Genomic DNA, 20393 nt, shown 5'->3' on the forward strand with positions numbered 1-20393 from the left:
CCCATGCTCGACAAGAACCAGATCGAGTCAGCCGCGACGGCACTCGACATCGCCGAACGCGAGCGCGTCCAGACCGGACTGCTGTCGCTCCAGCATCCCGACATGACCATGGACGACGCCTATGCGGTGCAGGCCGCCTGGGTGAAGAAGAAGATCGCCGCTGGACGCCGGGTGATCGGCTGGAAGATCGGCTTGACCTCGAAGGCGATGCAATATGCGCTCAACATCGACATCCCCGATTCCGGCGTGCTCTTCGATGACATGCTGTTTGAGGACGGCGCGCGCATTCCGGGCAATCGTTTCATTCAGCCGCGCATCGAGGCCGAGATCGCCTTCGTGATGAAGGCGCCGCTTTCCGGCCCCAATGTCACCGTCTTCGACGTGTTGAACGCCACCGATTACGTGACGCCGGCGCTCGAAATCCTCGATACGCGGATCCTGCGCGTCGATCCGGAAACGAAGAAGGCGCGCACGATCGTCGATACCATCTCCGACAACGCCGCCAATGCCGGCATCGTGCTTGGCGGAAGACAGATGCGGCCCGATGCGATCGACATGCGCTGGATGGGCGCGATCGTCTCGCGCAATGCCGAGGTCGAAGAGACAGGACTGGGCGCCGGCGTGCTCAACCACCCGGCCCGCGGCATCGCCTGGCTCGCCAATCGCCTGGCGCTCTACGGCGACCGTATCGAGGCCGGCCAGATCGTGCTTGCCGGCTCCTTCATCCGCCCGGTCGAGGCCCGCCATGGCGACACCATCGTCGCCGACTTCGGCCCGTCCGGCACCGTCAGCTGCTTCTTCGAATAGGAACGCCCATGCCCGCTCCGCGCAATCCGTTCAAACAGGCCCTCACTGACAAGCGTCCGCAGATCGGCCTCTGGCTGGCGCTCGCCAATCCCTATACGGCCGAGATCTGCGGCGGCGCCGGGTTCGACTGGCTGCTGCTTGACGCCGAGCATGCGCCGAACGACGTGCCGCTTCTGGCGGCACAGCTCCAGGCGCTCGCCGCATCGCCAAGCCACGCCATCGTCCGGCCGCCGATCGGCGAGACCTGGATGATCAAGCAGATCCTCGACATCGGCGCGCAGACGCTGCTGGTGCCGATGGTCGAAAGCGCCGAACAGGCCTGCGCCCTGGTGCGCGCCGTGCGTTATCCGCCCCATGGCGTGCGTGGAGTCGGTGCCGCCCTTGCCCGGGCATCGGCCTTCAACCGTATTCCCGACTATCTGCAGACCGCCAATGACGAGATCTGCCTGCTCGTGCAGATCGAAAGCCGGGCCGGCCTTGCCGCGCTCGACGAGATCGCCACGACCGAAGGCGTCGACGGTGTCTTCATCGGCCCGGCGGATCTTGCCGCCGACATGGGCTTCCTCGGCAAGCCCGGTGCGCCGGAGGTACAACAAGCAGTCGAGGCGGCGCTCTTTCGCATCCAGTCGCACGGCAAGGCGGCCGGTATCCTGACCTCCGATCAGGCCCTTACCCGCCGCTACCTAGAACTAGGCGCGACCTTTGTGGCGGTCGGCAACGATGTCGGCCTGCTGGTCGGCGCCACGTCGAAGCTGGCAGCGGAGTTCAAGGGTACCAGAGGCGAGACCGAGACGACGGCTGGAAAAATCTACTGATCGGCATCGTCTGCGCCGCGACCGGAGGAGCCAGTCAGGCCACGACCAACCGCATGCGTTGGGCGGTCACGACTTTCCCTCGTCTCGGTCTGGGGGTATAGCGGTCTGACGCCCACCAGCATTGGATTCCCGCCATGACCGATACCGTTCTCGACCGCTTCCTTCGTTATGTCGTCATCGACACCCAGTCCGACGCGAGGTCGAAGACGCAGCCGTCGACGGAAAAGCAGAAGAACCTCGGTCGCGTGCTCGTCGAGGAACTGCTGACGATCGGCCTTGCCGACGCCCATCTCGATGAAAACGGCTACGTCTATGCCACCATTCCTTCGAACGTGGACAAGCCGGTGCCGGTCATCTGCTGGTGCTCGCACATGGACACGGCGCCGGATTTCACCGGCACGAACGTCAAGCCGCAGATCGTCAGCAACTACCAGGGCGGCGATATCAGGCTCACGGGAGATCCGCAGCAGGTAATCCGCGTCGCCGACCACCCGGTTCTCAACGACCAGATCGGCAATGACATCGTCACGACCGACGGCACGACGCTGCTCGGCGCCGACGACAAGGCCGGGCTTGCCGAGATCGTCGCGGCCGCTCAAGTTCTCGTCGACAATCCCGAAATCAAGCACGGCACGATCAAGCTGCTCTTCACCACCGACGAAGAGATCGGCCGCGGCGTCGACAAGGTCGACTTGAAGAAGCTTGGGGCCCAATTCTGCTATACGGTCGATGGCGAAACCGCCGGCCATATCGAGGACGAGACCTTTTCCGCCGATGGCGTCGAGATCGTCATTCAGGGCGTCGCCATCCACCCGGGCTTTGCCAAGGACAAGATGGAGAACGCCATCAAGATCGCCGGCAACATCATTAGCCGGCTGCCGCGGGAGGTTTCGCCCGAGGGCACCGAGGGCCGCGACGGCTTCGTGCATCCGACCGGCGTGACCGGCTCGATGGACAGGGCGCAGCTCGGCCTCATCGTGCGCGACTTCGACGAGGCGGGCCTTGCCTCGAAGGAAGCCATGCTCGAAGGCATCGTCAAGGACGTGATGAAGGCCTATCCGGGCTCCACCTACAGTTTCGAGGTCCAGCAGTACCGCAACATGAAGGCCATCCTCGACCGCCATCCGGAGATCGTCGAAAACGCCATCGAGGCGATCCGCCGGGCCGGCATGCAGCCGGTGCGCGGCAGCATCCGCGGCGGCACCGACGGTTCGCGGCTCTCCTTCATGGGTCTGCCTTCGGCCAACCTCTTCGCCGGCGGCCACGCCTTCCATTCGCCGCTCGAATGGGTCAGCCGCCAGGACATGGAGCGCAGCGTAAAGACGCTGGTCGAGCTCGCCAAGATCTGGGCCGAACGCGCCTGACATAGTCCGGAAAACGGGGCGGCTTGGGTGCAATAGGCAGCCGCTCCTTCTCCAAAGGAGACGACCGATCGACACGGCGCGAAGGAGGGTCAGGCGATGAGTACGGCGCGAGGCTCAAAACGCGCGCCGGCAAAGCCCGCTTCGCTCGCAACCAACCCGCCGACCTTCGAGCACATCGTCACCGGCGTCAACGAGACGTTCCTATGGCGTCTCGACAACTATCCCTGGGAACGGAACGTCTGGAACTTCCATCCGGAGATCGAAATCCATCTCATCCGCAAGGCCTCGGGCCTTGCCTTCGTCGGTGATCATATCGGCCAGTTCGGTCCGGGTTATCTCACCGTCATCGGCAGCAACCTGCCGCATGACTGGGTAACGGTTACCGAACCCGATGAGATTATCGAAGGCCGTGACATCGTCATGCAGTTCCACCCGGATCGCATGCGCGAGATCACCGACGCCCTACCGGAATTTGCCGAGCTCGAGGCCTTCTTCGCCCGCGCCGAGCGCGGCCTGGTGTTTCATGGCGAAGCCCGCGCCAAGGGCGCCGATCTGATCGAACGTATGGGCAGCCTGAAAGGGCTCTCGCGCTTCTCGCTGTTCATCCAGCTGCTCGATCTGCTGGTCAACACCGAAGAATACGAGTTGCTCTCCTCGCCGGAATTCGCGCCAGAACTCGACCAACAATCGCTTGACGTGCTGCGCGGCGCTCTGGCCTTCATCTACGAGAACATCGCCACCGACATTCATCTTGCCGATCTTGCCCGGCAGGCCGGCATGAGCGAAACGGCCTTTTCCCGTTTCTTCAAGAAGAATACCGGCAACACCTTTACCGACCACGTCAACAAGCTGCGCATCTGGCAGGCGTGCAAGCTGCTTGCCGAAACCGACGTGCCGATCACCGACATCTGCTTCGAGGTCGGCTACCTCAACATCTCCAATTTCAATCGCACCTTTCTGCGCCAGCACAAGATGACGCCTTCGGCCTACAGGCGGCTGACGGGCCAGCGTCGTACTTCCCGTTCTTAGGCGCGTTTCACCCACCCAGGCAATGAATCCTTGCGTTTGCTGCGCTGCAAACGCCTGGCATCTGGCAATTTTCTGCAAGAAAGTACAGAATTGCCGCATCGCGCACGCTAGTTCGGCAGAGCGTAAGGCCTATCATCGAACCCAGCGAAACGGTTCGCTATGAGGAAAACGCACTGGATCTGAGGAGTATCCGGCGCGCATCGCAGACCTGGGGAGGTCTTTTCACAATGAAAAAAGCCAAAACGCTCGTTTCGAGCATCGCCTTCGCATGCCTTCTTTCCACCGGCCTGACGACTGTTGCGGTCGCTGCCGAATGCTCCGGCACGATCAAGGTGCTCGCCCAGCCGCGCGACGGCCTGACGCTGCTCGAAGACTACAAGTCCCAATTCGAGAAGCTCTCGGGCGGCGCATCCTTTGAGATCGACTATCTCAACGAAAACGACCGCCGCGCCAAGACCAAGGCGGACGCCTCGACCATCGGCAAGTACAACGTCTATTACATCGACGAGGCAAATGTGGCGCTATTTGCGTCGGCCGGCTGGGTCGCGCCGCTGATGGACTATTATCCTGCCGACTACGACTACGCCGATTTCGATCCGGGCCGCCAGAAGGTCGCGACCTATGACGGCAAGGTCTGGTTTGCGCCGGTCACTGGCGGCGGGGACCTCATGGTCTACCGCAAGGACCTGCTTGAGGCGGCCGGCATTACGCCGCCGAAGACGCTCGACGAATATGTTGCCGCAGTGAAGAAGCTCAATCAGCCCGACCAGGGTATCTACGGCACAGCCCTTCGCGGCCAGCGCGGCTCGGGCGCCAATGTCTGGCGCTGGATGCCATTCTTCAAGGGCTTCGGCGGCAACTGGTTCGACGGCAAGACGCCGGTCTTTGACGGCGAACAGGCGGTCAAGGCGACCGAGACCTATCTCGAACTCTTCAAGTACTCGGCACCGGGCAGCCAGACCGGCGGCTGGGACGAGGCGGTTGGTGCTTTTACCTCCGGCCAGGTGGCGATGCTGATCGAATCCACCCCGCTCGTCGGCATGGCGATCGATCCGAAGTCCTCGAAGGTGGCCGGCAAGGTCGGCTACCTGCCGCCTCCGGCACCGTTGACGGGCGGCGGCTACGGCCATGGTCTGGCAATCGGCATGAAGGCCAACAAGGATGAGGCCTCCAAGGCCTGCGCCGGTCTGTTCGTAGCTTGGGCGACCTCGAAGGAAAACGAGGCCCGGCGGCTCGAAGCCGGACAGTTCAGCGAACTCAATCGCACCAGCATCATGACCAGCCCGAAATTCGCCGAGCTCTACGGCCCCGATCTCGGCCAGGCGCTTGCTGATACCGGCAAGGTCACCGCCGTCAACTTCTGGCAGAACCCGCAATGGCCTGATCTTGGCGACCGCTGGGGCATCATCCTCGAGGAGCTGATCACCGGAACGCGCACCGACATCAAGGAAGGCCTCGACGAACTCGACGGCTTCGCCCAAGACCTGGTTGCCCGCAGCCAGTAAGCCGGTTCCTCCCAAGGGCCATCGGCCGGCAAAGCCGCCGGTGGCCCGCACCATCGGGGGCGTTCAAAGCCCAGCCGTAGGACTGATCACATGAAGCAGAAAAACAGCCTGCCGGCGGTGTTCCTCACCCCGGCCATGGGCATCCTTGCCGTTCTCGCCCTCGTGCCGACGGCCTATGCGATCTACATATCGTTCCAAAACCGGGAACTCAGCCGTCCGGACGGCAGCTTCGTCGGTTTCGCCAATTATATCGACCTTTTCTCGGACCGCCGCTTCATCAATGCGATCGGCGTCTCCCTGACCTGGGAAGCCGTGACCGTCGGCATGACGCTCGCCATCGCCGTCGGCCTTGGCATTCTGCTGTTCGAATGCGTCTCGCCGCGAACGCGCAACCTGCTGGCGCTCCTGTTTCTGGTACCGGTGATCCTGCCACGCGTTTCGGCCGCCTTCGTCTGGAAGTTCGCCTTCCATCCGCTCTATGGCATCGCCACCTATCCCTACAAGGCAATCATCGGTCAGCCACTCGATCTCCTGTCCAATCCGGCGACTGCACTTGCGACAGTCGCATTGGTCGATGTCTGGCAATGGGGCCTGTTCTTCGCCGTCATCGTGCTGAAGCTCCTGGAAACGCTGCCACCGCAACCCTTCGAGGCAGCAAAGCTCGACCATGCCCGCACATGGGAGATCTATGCCTTCATCGCGCTGCCGATGCTGAAGGCGCCGCTGATCTCGCTTGCCTTCGTCAAGATGATCGAGTCGCTGCGCGCCTTCGACCTGATCTACGTCATGACCCGCGGCGGCCCCGGCATCGCGACCGAAACGCTCGACATGTACGCCTTCTCGCAAGGCTTCATCGAGTCCGGCCGGATTTCCTACGCCTCCAGCATGGCGGTTCTGATGATGATCGCCACCTCGATCGCCTTCACCTTCATCTGGAAGAGGGTTCAGTGATGACCGCCCACGCCCTTGGCCGCTTCATTGGCCGGCTCATCCTTGCCGCCGCCGCCTTCTCTGCCGTGTTTCCAATGTTCTGGACCGCGCTCAATGCCTTCAAGAACCGGGTCGACATCGTGACACCGACCCCGCTCTTCTTCTTCGAGCCGACGCTCGACAACTTCGCCTATGTGCTCGGCCGCGAAAGCGTCTTTGCCGGCCTCGTCAATTCGCTGCTGATATCGGGCGCTGCGGTGCTGATCGGTGCCACTCTCGGCCTGCCCGCCGCCTATGCGATCGCGCGCTATCCCAACCGCTGGTCCCGCGACATTCAGTTCTTCGTTCTGTCGCTGCGCTTCCTGCCGCCGGTCGCGATCGCCATTCCGCTGATGGTGATCTGGCTCGATTTCGGCCTCTATGACACCCGCCTGTCGATGATCGTCACCTATTCGCTGCTGACGCTCGCGACCATCATCTGGCTGAGCGTCCCGGCCTTTGCGCGAGTGCCGAAGGAAGTCGAGGAGGCTGCCCGCGTCGATGGCTACGGTCCTTATGCGATCTTCTTCCTTATCGCGCTGCCGATTGCCCTTCGGTCGCTGATCGGAGCGGTCGCCTTTGCCTTCGTGCTCGTCTGGAACGAATTCCTGATTGCGCTGATGCTGACGACGTCCGACGCCAAGACGTTGCCGATCGTCGCCTCGGAGCTGACGCAACTCGGTCGCGACGTGCCCTGGGGCATCCTCAACGCCTCCGTCGTGCTGCTCTCCATCCCGCCGCTGCTCTTCATCGGGGTTCTAAGTGGCATGCTCAACAGCGCCTTCAAGCGCAAGACCCAATGAATCCCAAGACTGGAAAAACAAGGAAATCCTTCATGCAAGCGTTGGTCCTCGAGCAAAAAGGCAAGCTCGCAATCCGGGAGATCGATCTCCCGCTGGAACTTGGTCCCGATGATGTCAAGATCGCCATCGACACGGTCGGCGTCTGCGGCAGCGACGTGCACTACTACACCCACGGCGCCATCGGCCCCTATGTGGTGCGCGAACCGATGGTGCTCGGTCATGAGGCGGCCGGCACCGTCGTCGCGGTCGGAAGCAATGTCGAAACGCTCGACGTCGGCGACCGGGTCTGCATGGAGCCGGGTGTTCCAGAACTGACCTCCCGGGCTTCCAAACTCGGCATCTACAATGTCGATCCCAAGGTGCGGTTCTGGGCAACGCCGCCGGTTCATGGCGTGCTCGCTCCCTTCGCAGTCCATCCCGCCGCCTTCACCTACAAGCTTCCCGACAACATCTCCTTTGCCGAAGGCGCGATGGTCGAACCGTTCGCCATCGGCATGCAGGCAGCCGCCCGCGCGCGGATTGCACCGGGCGATGTCGCCGCGGTGATCGGCTGCGGGCCGATCGGCATCATGGTGGCGCTCGCAGCCCTTGCCAGTGGCTGCAGCCGTGTCTTCATCTCCGATTTCAGCGCGGAGAAGCTGGCGATCGCCGCTCAGTATCCAGGCATCATCCCGGTCAACATCGCCGAGCGGCCTTTTGCCGATGTCATCGCCGCGGAAACCGGCGGCTGGGGCGCCGATCTCGTCTTCGAGGCGAGCGGCAGCGCCAAGGCCTTTTCCGGGATATTCGATCTGGTCCGCCCGGGCGGTGCCGTGGTTCTGGTGGGCCTGCCGGTCGAACCGGTACAATTCGACGTTCCGGGCGCAATCTCCAAGGAAGTCCGGATCGAAACGGTGTTTCGTTACGCCAACATCTTCGACCGCGCCCTGCAATTGATCGCGTCCGGCAAGGTCGATCTGAAGCCGCTGATCACTGAAACCTTCCGCTTCGAAGACAGCATCAGGGCATTCGAGCGGGCCGCATCCGCCCGACCGACTGATATCAAACTACAGATCCGCATGGACAGTGGGAAGGATTGAGCCATGGCGAACATCGTCTGCTCCAATGTCGACAAGCAATACGGCGCCGTTGATGTCATCAAGGATTTCAACCTCGATGTCGCCGATCATGAATTCATCGTGTTTCTCGGTCCATCCGGCTGCGGCAAGTCCACGCTGCTGCGCATGATTGCCGGTCTCGAAGACATATCCGGCGGCATTGTCTCGATCGGCGGGCGGGCGGTCAACGACCTGCCGCCTCGCGACCGCGGCGTCGCCATGGTCTTCCAGAACTATGCGCTCTACCCACACATGACGATCTACGACAACATCGCTTTCGGACTGAAGCGCATGAAGGTGCCGAAGGCGGAGATCGATACGCGGATTCGCGCTGTTTCGGCAACGCTCGGCCTCGAGCCCTATCTCGCCCGCAAGCCGACCGAGCTGTCCGGCGGGCAGCAACAGCGCGTCGCTATCGCCCGCGCGATGATCAAGACGCCGCGGGTCTTCCTCTTCGACGAGCCGCTCTCCAATCTCGACGCGAAGCTGCGCAATCACATGCGGGTCGAGATCGCCCGGCTGCACCAGAAGCTAAAGACCACGACGATCTATGTGACCCACGACCAGTTGGAGGCGATGACACTTGCCGACCGGATCGTCCTGATGAAGGGTGGCGCGATCGAGCAGGTCGGAACGCCCGCCGAGATATACGAACGCCCGCGCACGCTCTTCGTCGCCGGCTTTATCGGCACACCCAACATGAATTTCATCGACGTGACGGCCGAAAAGACCGAAGGCAGCTGGCTGTTGCGCAGTGCGGGCGGCAGCTTCGCGATCTCGGACGACAGGTTCACGCTTCGCCATGGCCAGACGCTGGTGCTGGGCATACGTCCCGCCGACCTGGCGCCGGCGGAAAGCGGGCTCAATCGTGTCGAGGGCATCGCCGACCTGGTCGAGTTTCATGGTAACGACGCGCTCGTGACCTTTCTGTTTGCCGGCAAGGAAATTGGCGCACTGGTCAAGGCCAGCGGCTGCCCCAGGCCGGGGGAAGCCGTATCCTTCACAATCGAGCCAAACGGCTTGCACCTGTTCGACCGGGAGAGCGGTCTCTCGGTGCTGAGTACGTGAGCGGCAAGCAACAGCCCTGCCCCGACAGGACTGTTTGCCTTCAGGCCGCGTTGGCGAATGAGGCGGCCGGGAGCGGCCCGGCCGTCATCATCGTAAAATCGAAGGGCGCGCGAACGTCGGCATCGAGCACGTATTGGCGGTGCACACGCAGGAAGTCGCGCTTGATCCGGCCATAGCGCTCCGGTGACAGCATATGCTTGAGCCGGATGAAAACGATGGGCGGCTGGGGCGCATCGCCGTGTCCGGCAAGCGCCACCACCTGGCATCTGTAGAAATTGATCGCGTCGGTCAGGCACTGGACGTCGAACCAGAAGATATCCTTCACCCGGGCGATGGCGCCGACGCGCGCGCGCAACACTTCGGCTGAGCGCAGCAGCGCACATTGCAGGATCGCGCCGCCGAGCGTGACGAAGACGATGCGTTTTCCGGCAAAGAGGCCTGGCTCCCGCTCCACCAGGGCGCCGATCACTTGGGTGGCGATGCTGGAGCCCATGCTGTGAGAGCTGATGACGTACTCGTCGGCCGGTTCGTTGAGCGCGGCCCGCACGGATGCCAGGCTGTCTTCAACCCATTGCTTTAAATATGGTTTTTCCAGACGCGCAACGGCAACCGCCAGCTCCCAGTCGGAAAAGAGATGCAGGGTATGCCACCGCTCCGACCAGGGGAGAAACAGCTTGAAAAAGACCAGGTAGGCGACGATCGCGCTCAGGACGAGAAGCGATGATTCAAGCGCAAGCCAGTAGGGGGCGGTGCCGATCAACACGCTCCCCGCGACGCCAATTGCCACCAGCAGGAACGGAAAGAGAAAGAACAGGCCGAACCGCCAGGCATGCCGGAAGTAGCCGAATGCGCCGCCTTCCCAGACGACGCGCAGGGCGCTCAGGTAGCCCGCGACCATTCGATGCAGCGTGCCCCGGCCATTCAGGCGTCGGACGATCTCGTCGTGATCGAAGATGTAGACGCGGCTGGCCGTCTGCCAGTCGGCGCCCTGGCTATCCACGTCGAAATAGCGGCCGGGTCCCTCGCTCTCCACCTGCCCGACCTGAACATCGAAATCCTGAAGTCTCGCCGTCTTGACCGCCGATCGCTTGTAGCGCGCCTGATGCTTGACGGCATCCAGCGGCTCGAAGCCCGGAAAATGCAGCACGATGCGTTTCTTGACGTGCCCGGTCGATTTGTCGTGTGACAAGTGTTGATCTTTCAAAAGGCGCAAAACGCCCGCCCCCGGGCCTCCGAAGAGGCGCAGGAGCGGGCGCTCGATGAGCGCCGGGTGGTCCCAGCCTGCCGGAGACGTCAACGATCTCGGTGTCGAGAATATGGCCAAATGAAACGATGCAACGGCGTGCATGACAATTTCAATCGCGCCATCGCCTGACTACCCGTCACGCCACGGTCGCTGCTCGGCAAGAGCGCAGGCCACAGCCGCCAAACGACGACGCATTGAACCCGACTTTGGTCCTAAGGGAATCCGACGATTGTCCGGCCGTCGCCGGGGAAAGGTCTGGGAAAGCGTAACCAGCGCAGACGCGCGTTGACTGGCCATGCCGGCCATGAGCAAAGTCGAGCTTGCCGGTATCCGCCGGAGCGTGCCCACCCTGTGCCGCGACATCGCCAGAGGACTGAAATGCCCAATCGCCGGATTTTTCTTGCTGCATTCTTCTGGCCCGCAGTCCTGTTGGTGACGACCCTTCCCTACAAGCTCGATCTGACCCGCGCAGGTCTGTCGATGACCGAGACGGTCGCCCTCGCCAAGAACGGCAATAGTGGCGGCGGCAACGGCGGTGGAAATAGTGGTGGTAATGGCGGAGGGAACGGGAACGGCGGCGGCAATAACGGCAATGGCGGTGGCAACGGCAATGGAAACGGGAATTCCAACGAAAACCGTTCCGGCGGAAACTCCAAGGCCTCCCGTGCAAATGAAGACGCCACCGACGATGGCGAAACCGGTATCCGTCACAAGGGCGGCATAACCGAGCAAGTCAGGAAGGGGCGCTACATCATGAAGGATGCCCGCGGACGGACGATCATCAACCGGCGCGCGACATCAGCCGACAAGCAGCGCATGGAGACCCTGGCGCATTAGCACGCGCCGCCGATCAGCGTCGGCGGTGCGACGGTATCGGTCGGTCTCAGAGACTAAAGCTCGCGCGCGTCGCGCAGAACCATTGCCGCTTCGGTGCGGTTTGCGACCCCCAGCTTCGTCATGATCTGCGTCATGTGATGCTTCACGGTCTTTTCCTGCAGGTCCAGCTCGATGGCGACATGCTTGTTGCTCATGCCGGCGGCCACCAGGTGCAGAACCTCTTTCTCGCGGGGCGTCAGGGTTGCGACCAGACCGGATTTTCCAGGCTGGGCCGGGCCCTTCGTCGACAAAAGCTTGGCCGAAAGGGTCGGCGCCACGTAACGCTCGCCCGAAGCGACAGTGCGAATGACCTCGGCGAGCGCCGAGGCGCCGACCCCCTTCAGCACATAGCCGGTGGCACCCCGGTCGAGCGCCGTGGTCACGTCATCTCCGTCTTCGGAAACCGTGAGCATGATGATCTTCTGCGACGGAGCGACCTCCAGGATCGCCGGTATCGCCTCCAGCCCGCCGCCCGGCATGGAGATATCCATGAGCATCACATCCGGTCCGAGGCTTTGCGCGATCCCGGTCGCGTCGTCCTTCGAACTGCCCTCGGCGACGATCTCAAACCCCTCGATCTCCGACAGGCTCCGGGTCACGCCTTCGCGAAACAGAGGGTGGTCGTCGACCACGGCAACGCGTATCCTTGACGTCATGATTGTCAGATCTCCTTGACGCTGGTCGTCATGCGAACGGTGGTGCCGGTCGGCTCGATGATGAGCTCAAACGTTCCGCCGAGACTTTCGATCCGTTCGCGCAGGCCGGCAAGACCAAGACTTGTGGGCGGAACTTTGTCCGGATCAAATCCGGGTCCGCCATCGGCGACCTCGATGGTGACACGGTCGCCGACTGTTCGTTGCGATACCTGCTGCCTCACGCCGCCGGCATGCCGGTAGCCGTTGTTGAGGGTTTCCTGCACGAAGCGGTAGATGCAGATCTTTGCCGCCTGCGACAGACGGTCCGGCGGATCGGCCAGGGCGAGCTCGACCGCCGCCCCTGTGCGCTGCTGATGGGCCTTCACGCAACGCTGCAGGATCTCTGCCAATCCGGCCGTCTCGATCTGCGGCAGGACCAGGCCGCCGCAGATTGTGCGGATCTCCTGCATCGCCTCGTCGAGGCTCGCCTTGATCGCGCCGATCTCGCGCGCACGGGTGGCCGCCGGCGTCGCGTCGCGCTTCAAGGTCTCGCTGCCCAGTCTTAGCGAAGCATAGGCGACGAGTTGGGCGGGGCCATCATGCAGGTCCGCGCCGATGCGCCTCAGATAGCTTTCGTTCAACGCGGTGGCGCGCTGCGATGCGCGCTGCAGCCGGCCGCGCAACGTTTCGTTCTGCGCCAGCGATGCCGAAAGCTCGTCGACGCGCTGGGCGAGCGCATGCCGCTGGCTCTCGATCGTCTTGCTGCCCCGAAGCACGATCGCCGACAGCACGACGAAGAAGGCAAGCGTGAAGGCTGCGACCGCCAACCAGGTGTGTGCGCGCGCCTGATTGAGGCTTTGTTCGAAATCATTGGCCACCTCATGAAATTCCGACACGGCCACCACCTGGCCGGACCAGGGCTGGAGCACCGGATTGTAGATGGCAAGCGCCGGCTCGGCCGTAGCCCTGTCCGCCGTCCCATCCCCGGCCTGGTCGAAGCGGGCGACCATTTTGCCTGAAAATGCCGTCTGAAGTTCCTCGCTTGGCTCCACCTTGGTGCCGACGGCCGCCTGGTCACTCGAATAGAGAAGCGTGCCATCCGCACGCCAAAGGCGGAACGAGAGGAGGCGTTCGCCGAGCGCGCCCTGGCCAAGGGTCTCGTCCAGCGCACGGGCAACCGTTTCATCGAGCACTTCATTCGTCTGCATATCGGGCAGCAACGGCGCGATCACGCTGTCGACGTAAAGCGCCGTCGTTGCGGCGGAATTCCGGGTGACTGCGTCTTCGATCCTGTTCGATACGAAGGCGCCGACCAGAACCATCGCACAAGCGGCGACCGCTCCTCCGATCAGCAGGAACTGGGTGGCTAGAGATTGAGAATTCCAGCGGGTGATAAGCTGTTGGACGCGCACCAGGTCTCTCGGATCGGGCCGCCGGCTCGTGCGGCGCGACGATTGTAGCAAGGCCGCGCCAACCTAACCACTCTCATGACAGGGTCAATGGCGCAGCCATCGCGACCGAACTGTTCGGACCTTTGATGCTGCGGAATAGGACCTAGGTCCTAGGCGAAAAGGCAATGGTCGGGGGCCGATGGCGCCGTCTCGGAGGCGCAGATATCGTCTTCACATCGAACGTCGTGTCTCGATCCGTAAGCAAATGAGAACGACCAGTTGGAAATGAGGAGATATCTATGCCTGTGACGAAGCTGATCGCCCGGAGCATCATGGCGCTGACGCTGGCAGTCGCGCCAATGGCTGCCGGTTCCCTGAGCCTGATCGATTCCGCCTACGCCAAAGGCGGCAATGGCGGCGGTGGTGGCAATGGTGGCGGCGGCGGTAACGGCGGGGGCAACGGTGGTGGCAATGGCGGGAGCCACGGTGGCGGTTCTGGCCACAGCAAATCCGACACTTCCCGCGGAAGCAAGGAAACGAGCACTGGCAAGTCCAGTGGAAAATCGCAGCACAAATCCGGGACCTCCGGCAGCAAGACCAAGGCGACCAAGGCAGCCAAATCGGCAAAAGCCGAGAAACCCGCCAAATCGGTCGTGGTTGCATCGGACCCGGTGGTCGATCCGGTAGTCGATCCCGTTGTGGCGCCCGAGTCTAAGCGAGGGTTCAACTCGCTCAACCGCAACTACCACGCCTATCTCAATTCAAACGATCCGAAGATGGCGGCCGTTTCCGCTTACGCAATCGCCTATGCGCAGTTCGAGGCGGAAAATGGCGTCGACGCCATCCCAGCCGATCCTGCGCTGAGCGACGAAGCGCTGCGCGAGGCGCTAGCGGGCTTCACCAAGGATGGCGTGGTGACCGACGACATGGTCGACGAAGCCAAGGGGATTCTCGGGGTCGGCCCCGCCGTTGGCAAGATCGACGAAATCCGCGGCACGCTGCCGCCGCAGACGGTGGTTGTTGTCGAACCGGAGCCGGAGACCGCCCAATAACGAGGAACTGGCCACCGGCTCACTTGGTGAGCCGGTGGCTGCATCCGGACCCGCGTCCAAGCCAATGGAGTTTAAATGTTTGACCGTGTTGTGGAAATCTTCGACCACGCAGCAAAAGAAGGGCGCGTCGGGTTTTCACTTCAACACGTCAATGCCGTCGCCGATGTCGGCACCGTGCTCTATTCGGAGTGTCTGGGAAGGATCATCCGACCCGACGGCGAGGTCATGACCGCCAGCGAGTTCATACGCTATCTGGAGGCGGCCGGCCGCATTGCTGCGCTGGACAGGCACATGCTCACGCTCGCCTTCGACTGGTTGGCGCATCATCCAACCGGCGACCTCGGCTGCAACATCTCGGTCGAAAGCATCTGCGATGAACGTAACCGGACGCTGCTCCTGGATCTGCTGTCGACCCATCGGGGGCTGGCACCGCGCCTCGTGCTCGAACTCGCCGAAAGCCTACCGATCTCAGCGCTCCCGACGGCCGGGTGTTTCGTTCGAAGCGTACGCGAGCTTGGATATCGGGTCGCCGTCGATGACTTCGGAACGGGATTTTCGACGCCGGAGGCACTTTTGTCCTTGCCCGTCGACATCGTGAAGATCGACGGCTTCTTCCTGCGGCTCGGACGTCCCGACGCGGAGCGGTTCCTTCTGCACATGGTGGGTCTGGCGTCCTGCGTCGCTCCCGTCGTTGTGGTCGAAGGTGTTGAAACTTATGCACAATTTGAGGCCGCGCAAGGCGCCGGCGCAACGCACGTGCAAGGGTTCCTGCTCTCCGAACCGACCCTCAGCCCACTATTTGGCGGCGAGTTGCGTCCAGCTCAAACCGCGATGCTCTGCTAGCGTCGCGCGCAATCATTCAAGCGCACTGCACTCCCTCCCCTTATGCTTTCCTGATCTTTCCATCCCATCTTCCCAGGCGAAATCCTATGCCGATCTGCGCGATAGAAGGAGCGGGCGGCAATGTGCCTGTAGGTCGTTTTGCCTCAGGCATGCTGCCATGCTGGTGCCGCTTTTGGATGGCTTGAGACGTGCCGCGCCGCAACACCCGGTGCCGCAGCATTCACCTTTCCTGTGATCGGCCGGATTTGCGTTGGCGGCAACCCACCCGGCTTCGGACGCGAAAGCAACAGAACAGCGCAGACGCTTGCCAGTACCGGCATGTCCGGTTCCGAAGGCGTCACAGACGAGCAAGACTATGAAATTCACAAACGGGTTCAAACTCTCCTCCAGAGCCAGCCGCCGTCTGCCGACGGAATATTTCATGCTGGTGGATGTCGCGTTCGAGGGCGACGTTATCGGCTCTCTGGGCAGTTGTCCGATACGGGAATCCGTGCGCGACGGAGAGGGCCTTGTCTATCGTTTCGTCGGCGTGGCACCGCGCCTGGTGAGCGGCGGCTTTGATGTACTGGCACTTCGCACGGGCGAGTGGATCGTCAAGCCGGGCCTGGTTTACGCGGCTGATCCCAAGGTAGCGCAAACACGTGACACAGACCGCGCTGCCTAGGAAGTATGCAGCGCTTCTTCGGCAGTAACGACATCCGTTGCCCCCGCCACCGGCTTCGTCGGCGCAGCTTTCGCCAGCTTCGCGCCGGCCCTGCAATGCCCCTGTAATCTTGGCCCTTTAGCTCCCGGTCAGCCGTCGCATCGCTCCGGATCGCAGTCGTTCCGGACGGGCGGCACGTCAACGACAACTGCTGGCTTCGCGCGTCCCGTGGACGACTGGCGCTGCAGGAAAACCGGGATCCGTCATGCTCTCCATTAAGGGGTTTTGCACCCTCGCCTGGTTCGCCGCCACCGCCGCCCTGCTGGCCGGCTGTGCATCCGATACGATGAAGACCTATATCGGCCAGCCGGTCGAATCCGTCATCATCGACTATGGTCCGCCCACCAATGTTCTCGATCTCGGCTGGAACGAGCGCGCCTATCAATGGCGCAAGATCTCAACGAATGTCGTCTCCGGCACATCCAGCGGCGAAATCAGGGACACCCGGCGCGGAATGCGCTACGAGGAGTATTCGACGCCGGGCTATGTCGAGGAACAGGAGTGCTTCTATAGCTTCTACGCCCGGATGCAGCACGGCCGCTGGTACATCACCAACTTCCGCCAGCCGAAGCTGGAATGCGAGTGACGCCTCGGGCAGTCGACGTGACGGATCAGCGACCCGCATAGATGCGGGCACAGAAGGGAAAGTGGCATGCGCATCTTGCTGCTGGAAGACGAGCCGGAGATGGCCTCGGCCCTCAAGGCTGCCCTGGCGCGGCGCCAGGTGATCGTCGATCATGTCTCGACGCTCGCCGACGCCGAGGCCGTTGCCGAACTCTGGCCCTATGACGTGGTCGTGCTTGACCGCCGGGTGCCGGATGGCGAGGGGCTGGATCTTATCCCGAAGCTCAGAAGCCTTGGCGTCGAGGCGCCGATCCTGATGCTGACGGCATTGGGATCGATCAACGACCGGGTCAGCGGGCTCGATGCCGGTGCCGACGATTATCTTTCCAAGCCTTTTGCCGTCGAGGAACTGATGGCGCGGCTGCGCGCGCTTGCCCGCCGTCCGGTCACGCTCAAATCGGAGCAGACCAAGGTCGGGCGGCTCATCTACGACTTCCGCCACCGGGAGGCCGCCGTGGACGACAAGCCTCTCGACCTTCTGCGCCGGGAACGGCTTGCGCTCGAAGCGCTGATGCGGCGGCCCGGCCGAACCGTGCTCAGGGCGACGTTGGAAGAATCGGTCTACGCCATGGAAGACGAGATCGAATCCAACGCGCTCGACTCCCATCTTTCGCGCCTGCGCCGCAAGCTCGACGACGTCGGCGCCGGCGTCGAAATCCGGGCGATCCGCAATCTCGGCTATCTCCTGCGCGCGACGACATGATCAAGGTTCGTCCGCGCTCGCTGCAATGGGTCCTCGTCCGTCGGCTGATCCTCCTGCAGGCGGCCACGTTGTTCGTCTTCATCGGCCTGCTTTTCCTGGGCGTGTTCATCGCCCAGCCACGGTTGCTCGTCGACAACGAAGCCGCCTTGGATGTGCTCGACCGCGCCGTCGGGCGCGACGCGAACGGCGTGCTGGCCGTGCACGAGACCGAGGACCTGCGCGAGCTTCGCCAGTCCTATCCCAATCTCTGGTACATCGTCCGCGACGCCGCCGGCCAGGTCGTGCGCTACGGAAACGTCCCTGCCCCCTATGAAGAAGCCGGTGGCGACCTGCTGCAACGGGTGGAGGGGGCGAAATTGCTTTTCGAAGAAGGCGGTACGCTTCCGGACGCTGTCCTCCACAATGTCGAGACCGAAGCCGGCCGGGTCCAGATCCTCGCGGCGACAGTTTCCTCCCGCCGCGACAATGAGCCGTTGGACGTGCAGATCAGCATCAATGTCGATATGGCGCGCGACCTCGACGGCAGGACGGCGTGGATGGAGGTCATGCCGACGCTCGTGCTTGTTGTCCTTTGCTTCCTTTTGCCGATCGTCTTGGTCATGGGCGTCTCCACTCTGCTGACGACGCCGGCCGTCGTGCGCCGTTCGCTCGCGAGCCTCGTCTCGACCGCCGACCAGGCGGGGCGCATCGACATCGACAACCGCGCGGTGCAGCTCGAAACCGAGGAAGTGCCGACCGAAATCGCCCCTTTGGTGCGGGCCTTCAACCGGGCCCTGGCGCGACTGGGAGAGGGATACGACCAGCGCAACCGCTTCCTGACCGATGCGGCCCATGAATTGCGTACCCCGATCGCGATCCTGCGGACCCGCGCCGAGCTTCTGCAGGAAGACCCCGAAACCACCCGCCTGAGGCTCGATATCGAGCGCCTGTCGCATCTCGCCCAGCAGCTTCTCGACCGGCAAGTCCTCGAACATGCCGGCGGTCCGCTCGAGGTGGTCGACCTCGTTTCTCTCGGGAGGGTCATGGCAGCGGACTTCGCACCGCTTGCGTTCGAAGCCGGCTACGAGCTGGCATTCGAAGCCGAAGCGCCGGGCGCCCTGGTCAGCGCGCGGCCGCGGCAGATCGAGCAGGCTGTCGCCAACCTTCTGCGCAACGCCATCGAACATGGCGGCGGTGCCGGCACGATCACCGTTCTGGTCGATGCCGCCGGCGGGCTCGAAATCCACGACGAAGGCCCCGGCATTCCGGTAGAGGAGCGCGATCGCGTCTTCGAACCTTTCTATCGCTTGCGTCCGCGCTCCACCGGCGCCGGGCTGGGGCTCAATCTCGCGCGCGAGATCGCCCGGCTCCACGACGGCCGTATCGACATTCTCACCGGTCCATGGCGTGGCACGCGGGTGCGCCTGCACTTGCCGCTGATCGACGGAAGCCGACCTGCGGCCGCGCCGGCACGCCCGATCGTCTGACAGAAGCGGCGGCATGCCGCCCCAGATTTCTCAAAAGCTTTTCAGGTTGCCCCTTATCAAGGCGGTGCCGATGCTCCACATTTGCTGCGATACATCGTTCGGCTTAAGCGGCTTCACCCGCTTGAGCGCCATGGAGAACAGCAATGCAGACCCCATCTGAGGCCCCCTCGCCTTCACCCGAGGATGGCAGCTTTCCGGCTCGACGCCAAGGCGTGCTCGACTGGCTGATCATCGAAACGCGCAACGAGCGCTTCATTGACAATATCCTTGTCGAGTTGGGCGAACGGCTGCAGGCCGCCGGTATTCCGGTTGCGCGCGCCACGTTGCACTTCCGCATCAACCATCCGCAATGGCTCGGCGCTCGCATCCTGTGGCGCAAGGGGCTGGCCGAGGGCGAAATCGATCTCTACGACTATGGCACCCAGAACACCGCTCTCTACCTCAACAGCCCGCTCTACGTGATCAATAACGGTGGCACCGAGGTTCGAACCAACCTCGAGGACTTGACGGAAGAGCAGGAACAGAGCTCGCTCTATGTTGACCTCAGGGCCGAGGGCCTGACCGAATACATCGCCTGGCCGCTTGAGCACACGCTCGGCAAACGCCACATCGTCACCTTTGCCAGCGACCGGAAGGGCGGCTTCGAAGACGAACATCTGGCCTTTCTCGCGAAGATCGTGCCGGCGCTGGCGCTGGTCAGTGAAATCAGGCTGAAGAACCGTTTCGTCCGAACGCTGCTCGAAACCTATGTCGGCCCGCACGCGAGCGAACAGATCCTTGCCGGCGCCACCACACGGGGCAGCGGCGTCACCGTCGGTGCCGCCATCCTGATCTGCGACCTGCGCAATTTCACAAAGCTTTCCGATCTCTGGCCGCGCGACGACGTGATCGAACTGCTGAACGCCTATTTCGACGCCATGTCGGAACCGATCGAGCGCCATGGAGGCGAGATCCTCAAATTCATGGGTGACGGGCTGCTGGCGATCTTTCCGCTAAGCAACCCCGACGCCGCGGAGAATCTGCTCCAGGCGATCCGGGAGGCGGAGGCAGCCATCGCCGTCCTGAACCAGGACAACCTCTCGAAAGGTCGCGAGCCGCTCGGCTACGGCATCGGCGTGCATGTCGGCGACGTGATGTATGGCAATATCGGCTCGCGCCGCCGGCTCGACTTCACCGTCATCGGCCCCGCCGTCAACATCGCCTCAAGGCTTGAGAGCCTGACCAAGGAAACCAAACGCCCGGTGCTGTTGTCGCGCGCCTTCGTCGAGCTGGCCGGCTGCGCCTCGAGCATGGAGCATCTCGGCGCCTACCCGGTCAGGGGCATCGGTGAACCCATCGAGGTCTTCGCTTTTTCCGGCAACGAACCGGCACCGAAGCTGCGCCTCGCCGCAGGATAA

Annotated in this window: 20 protein-coding genes; 17 read left to right on the top strand and 3 right to left on the bottom strand. The window is 62.9% G+C overall.

Annotated features, from left to right (window positions below):
- Nucleotides 1-3: 3 nt before the first annotated feature.
- The 9 genes from hpaH (at nucleotide 4) to FA04_RS27490 (ending at nucleotide 9457) form a co-directional block, all read left to right on the top strand.
- Nucleotides 4-807 (top strand): 2-oxo-hept-4-ene-1,7-dioate hydratase, encoded by an 804-nt coding sequence (gene hpaH, locus FA04_RS27450; protein WP_034787788.1) that lies wholly within the window; start codon nucleotides 4-6, stop codon nucleotides 805-807.
- An 8-nt stretch (nucleotides 808-815) separates the two neighbouring features.
- Entirely contained in the window at nucleotides 816-1622 is an 807-nt protein-coding gene (hpaI, locus tag FA04_RS27455; RefSeq protein WP_034787785.1) for a 4-hydroxy-2-oxoheptanedioate aldolase, read from the top strand.
- Nucleotides 1623-1756: 134 nt separating this feature from the next.
- Nucleotides 1757-2986 carry a peptidase T gene (pepT, locus tag FA04_RS27460; RefSeq protein WP_034787782.1) on the top strand — a complete coding sequence of 410 codons (1230 nt, stop codon included), beginning with the start codon at nucleotides 1757-1759 and terminating at the stop codon, nucleotides 2984-2986.
- Nucleotides 2987-3082: 96 nt separating this feature from the next.
- A complete protein-coding gene (locus FA04_RS27465; RefSeq protein ID WP_051659111.1) occupies nucleotides 3083-4015 on the top strand; it encodes a helix-turn-helix domain-containing protein in 933 nt (310 codons plus the stop codon).
- A 227-nt stretch (nucleotides 4016-4242) separates the two neighbouring features.
- On the top strand, nucleotides 4243-5520 hold the full coding sequence (locus FA04_RS27470) for an ABC transporter substrate-binding protein (RefSeq protein WP_082936573.1): 1278 nt from the start codon (nucleotides 4243-4245) through the stop codon (nucleotides 5518-5520).
- A 90-nt stretch (nucleotides 5521-5610) separates the two neighbouring features.
- Nucleotides 5611-6471 (top strand): carbohydrate ABC transporter permease, encoded by an 861-nt coding sequence (locus tag FA04_RS27475; protein WP_034787778.1) that lies wholly within the window; start codon nucleotides 5611-5613, stop codon nucleotides 6469-6471.
- The gene (locus FA04_RS27480) at nucleotides 6471-7292 is read left to right on the top strand and encodes a carbohydrate ABC transporter permease (protein ID WP_034787776.1); all 822 of its coding nucleotides are present in this window, start codon (nucleotides 6471-6473) and stop codon (nucleotides 7290-7292) included. The genes FA04_RS27475 and FA04_RS27480 overlap by 1 nt, the downstream gene beginning before the upstream one ends.
- A gap of 32 nt (nucleotides 7293-7324) precedes the next feature.
- A complete protein-coding gene (locus FA04_RS27485) occupies nucleotides 7325-8371 on the top strand; it encodes an NAD(P)-dependent alcohol dehydrogenase (protein ID WP_034787774.1) in 1047 nt (348 codons plus the stop codon).
- Nucleotides 8372-8374: 3 nt separating this feature from the next.
- A complete protein-coding gene (locus FA04_RS27490; protein ID WP_034787772.1) occupies nucleotides 8375-9457 on the top strand; it encodes an ABC transporter ATP-binding protein in 1083 nt (360 codons plus the stop codon).
- 40 nt (nucleotides 9458-9497) lie between these two features.
- On the opposite strand, the gene FA04_RS27495 is transcribed toward FA04_RS27490, so the two are convergent.
- A complete protein-coding gene (locus FA04_RS27495; protein WP_226020780.1) occupies nucleotides 9498-10805 on the bottom strand; it encodes a hypothetical protein in 1308 nt (435 codons plus the stop codon).
- A gap of 276 nt (nucleotides 10806-11081) precedes the next feature.
- Between FA04_RS27495 and FA04_RS27500 the strand changes: the two genes are divergently transcribed.
- Entirely contained in the window at nucleotides 11082-11540 is a 459-nt protein-coding gene (locus tag FA04_RS27500; protein ID WP_034787769.1) for a hypothetical protein, read from the top strand.
- A gap of 53 nt (nucleotides 11541-11593) precedes the next feature.
- Here FA04_RS27500 and FA04_RS27505 read toward each other — a convergent pair whose 3' ends face one another.
- Together FA04_RS27505 and FA04_RS27510 are read right to left on the bottom strand one after the other, a co-directional pair.
- Nucleotides 11594-12235 carry a response regulator gene (locus tag FA04_RS27505; RefSeq protein ID WP_034787767.1) on the bottom strand — a complete coding sequence of 214 codons (642 nt, stop codon included), beginning with the start codon at nucleotides 12233-12235 and terminating at the stop codon, nucleotides 11594-11596.
- 5 nt (nucleotides 12236-12240) lie between these two features.
- Entirely contained in the window at nucleotides 12241-13626 is a 1386-nt protein-coding gene (locus FA04_RS27510) for a sensor histidine kinase (protein WP_034787765.1), read from the bottom strand.
- Nucleotides 13627-13937: 311 nt separating this feature from the next.
- On the opposite strand from FA04_RS27510, the gene FA04_RS35705 reads away from it, so the two are divergent.
- From FA04_RS35705 to FA04_RS27545, 7 genes are all read left to right on the top strand, one after another.
- Nucleotides 13938-14657, top strand: coding sequence for a hypothetical protein (locus FA04_RS35705; protein WP_234798791.1), 720 nt, complete (start codon nucleotides 13938-13940; stop codon nucleotides 14655-14657).
- Between the two features lie 90 nt (nucleotides 14658-14747).
- The gene (locus FA04_RS27520) at nucleotides 14748-15500 is read left to right on the top strand and encodes an EAL domain-containing protein (protein WP_234798792.1); all 753 of its coding nucleotides are present in this window, start codon (nucleotides 14748-14750) and stop codon (nucleotides 15498-15500) included.
- A gap of 355 nt (nucleotides 15501-15855) precedes the next feature.
- On the top strand, nucleotides 15856-16164 hold the full coding sequence (locus tag FA04_RS27525) for a hypothetical protein (RefSeq protein WP_051659110.1): 309 nt from the start codon (nucleotides 15856-15858) through the stop codon (nucleotides 16162-16164).
- A gap of 244 nt (nucleotides 16165-16408) precedes the next feature.
- Nucleotides 16409-16789, top strand: coding sequence for a hypothetical protein (locus FA04_RS27530; RefSeq protein ID WP_034787758.1), 381 nt, complete (start codon nucleotides 16409-16411; stop codon nucleotides 16787-16789).
- Between the two features lie 66 nt (nucleotides 16790-16855).
- Nucleotides 16856-17530, top strand: coding sequence for a response regulator transcription factor (locus FA04_RS27535; protein ID WP_034787757.1), 675 nt, complete (start codon nucleotides 16856-16858; stop codon nucleotides 17528-17530).
- Nucleotides 17527-18996, top strand: coding sequence for a sensor histidine kinase (locus FA04_RS27540; protein ID WP_034787754.1), 1470 nt, complete (start codon nucleotides 17527-17529; stop codon nucleotides 18994-18996). Before FA04_RS27535 ends, FA04_RS27540 begins: the two co-directional genes overlap by 4 nt.
- A gap of 143 nt (nucleotides 18997-19139) precedes the next feature.
- Nucleotides 19140-20393 carry an adenylate/guanylate cyclase domain-containing protein gene (locus FA04_RS27545; RefSeq protein ID WP_034787751.1) on the top strand — a complete coding sequence of 418 codons (1254 nt, stop codon included), beginning with the start codon at nucleotides 19140-19142 and terminating at the stop codon, nucleotides 20391-20393.

The organism is Ensifer adhaerens (assembly GCF_000697965.2).
GTDB lineage: Bacteria > Pseudomonadota > Alphaproteobacteria > Rhizobiales > Rhizobiaceae > Ensifer > Ensifer adhaerens.

What these genes read in the sequence shown, in the direction of transcription:
- hpaH (WP_034787788.1), top strand. Translation starts at nt 4, where the DNA reads ATGCTCGACAAGAACCAGATCGAGTCAGCCGCGACGGCACTCGACATC.
- hpaI (WP_034787785.1), top strand. Translation starts at nt 816, where the DNA reads ATGCCCGCTCCGCGCAATCCGTTCAAACAGGCCCTCACTGACAAGCGT.
- pepT (WP_034787782.1), top strand. Translation starts at nt 1,757, where the DNA reads ATGACCGATACCGTTCTCGACCGCTTCCTTCGTTATGTCGTCATCGAC.
- FA04_RS27465 (WP_051659111.1), top strand. Translation starts at nt 3,083, where the DNA reads ATGAGTACGGCGCGAGGCTCAAAACGCGCGCCGGCAAAGCCCGCTTCG.
- FA04_RS27470 (WP_082936573.1), top strand. Translation starts at nt 4,243, where the DNA reads ATGAAAAAAGCCAAAACGCTCGTTTCGAGCATCGCCTTCGCATGCCTT.
- FA04_RS27475 (WP_034787778.1), top strand. Translation starts at nt 5,611, where the DNA reads ATGAAGCAGAAAAACAGCCTGCCGGCGGTGTTCCTCACCCCGGCCATG.
- FA04_RS27480 (WP_034787776.1), top strand. Translation starts at nt 6,471, where the DNA reads ATGACCGCCCACGCCCTTGGCCGCTTCATTGGCCGGCTCATCCTTGCC.
- FA04_RS27485 (WP_034787774.1), top strand. Translation starts at nt 7,325, where the DNA reads ATGCAAGCGTTGGTCCTCGAGCAAAAAGGCAAGCTCGCAATCCGGGAG.
- FA04_RS27490 (WP_034787772.1), top strand. Translation starts at nt 8,375, where the DNA reads ATGGCGAACATCGTCTGCTCCAATGTCGACAAGCAATACGGCGCCGTT.
- FA04_RS27495 (WP_226020780.1), bottom strand. Translation starts at nt 10,805, where the DNA reads ATGCACGCCGTTGCATCGTTTCATTTGGCCATATTCTCGACACCGAGA.
- FA04_RS27500 (WP_034787769.1), top strand. Translation starts at nt 11,082, where the DNA reads ATGCCCAATCGCCGGATTTTTCTTGCTGCATTCTTCTGGCCCGCAGTC.
- FA04_RS27505 (WP_034787767.1), bottom strand. Translation starts at nt 12,235, where the DNA reads ATGACGTCAAGGATACGCGTTGCCGTGGTCGACGACCACCCTCTGTTT.
- FA04_RS35705 (WP_234798791.1), top strand. Translation starts at nt 13,938, where the DNA reads ATGGCGCTGACGCTGGCAGTCGCGCCAATGGCTGCCGGTTCCCTGAGC.
- FA04_RS27525 (WP_051659110.1), top strand. Translation starts at nt 15,856, where the DNA reads ATGAAATTCACAAACGGGTTCAAACTCTCCTCCAGAGCCAGCCGCCGT.
- FA04_RS27530 (WP_034787758.1), top strand. Translation starts at nt 16,409, where the DNA reads ATGCTCTCCATTAAGGGGTTTTGCACCCTCGCCTGGTTCGCCGCCACC.
- FA04_RS27535 (WP_034787757.1), top strand. Translation starts at nt 16,856, where the DNA reads ATGCGCATCTTGCTGCTGGAAGACGAGCCGGAGATGGCCTCGGCCCTC.
- FA04_RS27540 (WP_034787754.1), top strand. Translation starts at nt 17,527, where the DNA reads ATGATCAAGGTTCGTCCGCGCTCGCTGCAATGGGTCCTCGTCCGTCGG.
- FA04_RS27545 (WP_034787751.1), top strand. Translation starts at nt 19,140, where the DNA reads ATGCAGACCCCATCTGAGGCCCCCTCGCCTTCACCCGAGGATGGCAGC.